The sequence below is a fragment of the Dictyobacter arantiisoli genome (assembly GCF_008326305.1).
In the GTDB taxonomy this organism is placed as follows: domain Bacteria; phylum Chloroflexota; class Ktedonobacteria; order Ktedonobacterales; family Ktedonobacteraceae; genus Dictyobacter; species Dictyobacter arantiisoli.
This window is the reverse complement of sequence record NZ_BIXY01000235.1, coordinates 1-1,481: the sequence shown is the minus strand read 5'-3', so window position 1 is coordinate 1,481 and position 1,481 is coordinate 1. Positions and strand designations below refer to the sequence as shown.

Below are 1,481 nucleotides of genomic sequence, written 5' to 3'. Positions count from 1 at the left end.
AGGTCGGTTGAGATTTGCCCATTGAACCCTCCTGATGGTAGTCTATCAGATTTCTCTTCTCCGACCCTCCAAGGGCCATGCACCGAAGGTGCACCCCGCCTGATGAAAACGCGCTATACTATGGCCGTGAGGATCCGACGACAGGACGACCCGAATTTAAAGCCTGAGAGCTTGTGGTTCCTCCAAGGTGTTCCATGATGTCCGGGTGAACCCCACCTTGTCGCTCGCGATGCGAAGCACGCAGAAGAATTCATAGAAAAAGGACATCTCGTCGTGATCTGAGCAGAAAAAGAGAAGGACTGAGCAAGAGAGAAAGGAGATATCACGATGGAAGTCCTCTATCCCTGTTGTTGTGGACTGGATGTTCATCAAGGGTCTGTGGTTGCTTGCCTGAGTCGTGTTGAAAGCGGACAACGGCACAAAGAGGTGCGGGAGTTTGCCACGCATACAACTGGTTTGACCGCTTTACGAGACTGGCTCATAGCAGAGCAATGCACGCAAGCAGCCATGGAAAGTACGGGAGTCTATTGGCGAATGGTCTATCGAAGGCTTGCTGCATCCATGGAACTGTTCGTGGTGAATGCGCAGCATATCAAAGCGGTTCCGGGGCGCAAGAGCGACATCCGGGATGCAGAATGGATTGTAGACCTGTTGCAACATGGGCTGCTTCAGAAGAGTTACATGCCATCAGGAGAACAACAGGAATTGCGTGATCTCACCCGATTACGCGCAACGTTGGTTCAGGATCGGGCGCGGCTGGTCAATCGGGTGCATAAAGTGTTGGAAGAGGCTGGGATCAAACTGAGCAGCGTGATCAGTGACAGTATGGGAGTCTCAGGACAAGCCATCATGTACGCGCTCGCTGCCGGTGAGCATGACCCACAGCGACTGGCCGCATTGGCTCATGCTAGCTTGCGGCGCAAGCATGATCAACTGGTGACCGCCTTACAAGGGGATATCCAGGCAGATCAGGCGTTTTTGCTGCGCGAATTACTGGGAGTCATCACAGCCTGAGAGAGCAGTATTCGCCATGTGGAGCAGGAAATTGACCAGCGTTTGCATCCTTTCGAGCAGACCCTCCAACGCTTGGAAGCCATCACGGGCGTGAGTCGGCATATCTTAGCGGTGTTGTTCGCCGAGGTGGGATGGGACCTGAGTCCTTTTCCCGATGCTGCTCCTTTAGCCTCATGGGCCGGGATGTGTCCCAGCCAGCATGAGAGCGCAGGCAAACAGGTGCGTGGGCGTGGGCGCAAGGGAAATAAGTGGTTGCGTGCGGCCCTGGTGCAAGCTGCCCATGCGACGAGTCGAACGCTCACGTATCTTGGTGAGCAATATCGGCGATTGAAGAAACGACGCGGCAGTAAACGGGCGGCAATAGCGGTTGGCCATAGTATTCTGGTGATTTACTATCACATGATGAAGTCAGGGGAATGCTATCAAGAAAAAGGCATTGAGTACCTTAAAGAGCTTGATAAACAACG

At 53.5% G+C, this 1,481-nt stretch carries 2 protein-coding genes; both read left to right on the top strand.

The genetic code is table 11. The features are described from left to right. Nucleotides 1–327 precede the first annotated feature (327 nt). Nucleotides 328–1,014, top strand: coding sequence for an IS110 family RNA-guided transposase (locus tag F1593_RS27995; RefSeq protein WP_149404839.1), 687 nt, complete (start codon nt 328–330; stop codon nt 1,012–1,014). 18 nt (nt 1,015–1,032) lie between these two features. Beyond that, the coding region (locus F1593_RS27990; protein WP_149404838.1) for a transposase at nt 1,033–1,481 on the top strand (449 nt) is incomplete at its 3' end.

What these genes read in the sequence shown, in the direction of transcription:
- F1593_RS27995 (WP_149404839.1), top strand. Translation starts at nt 328, where the DNA reads ATGGAAGTCCTCTATCCCTGTTGTTGTGGACTGGATGTTCATCAAGGG.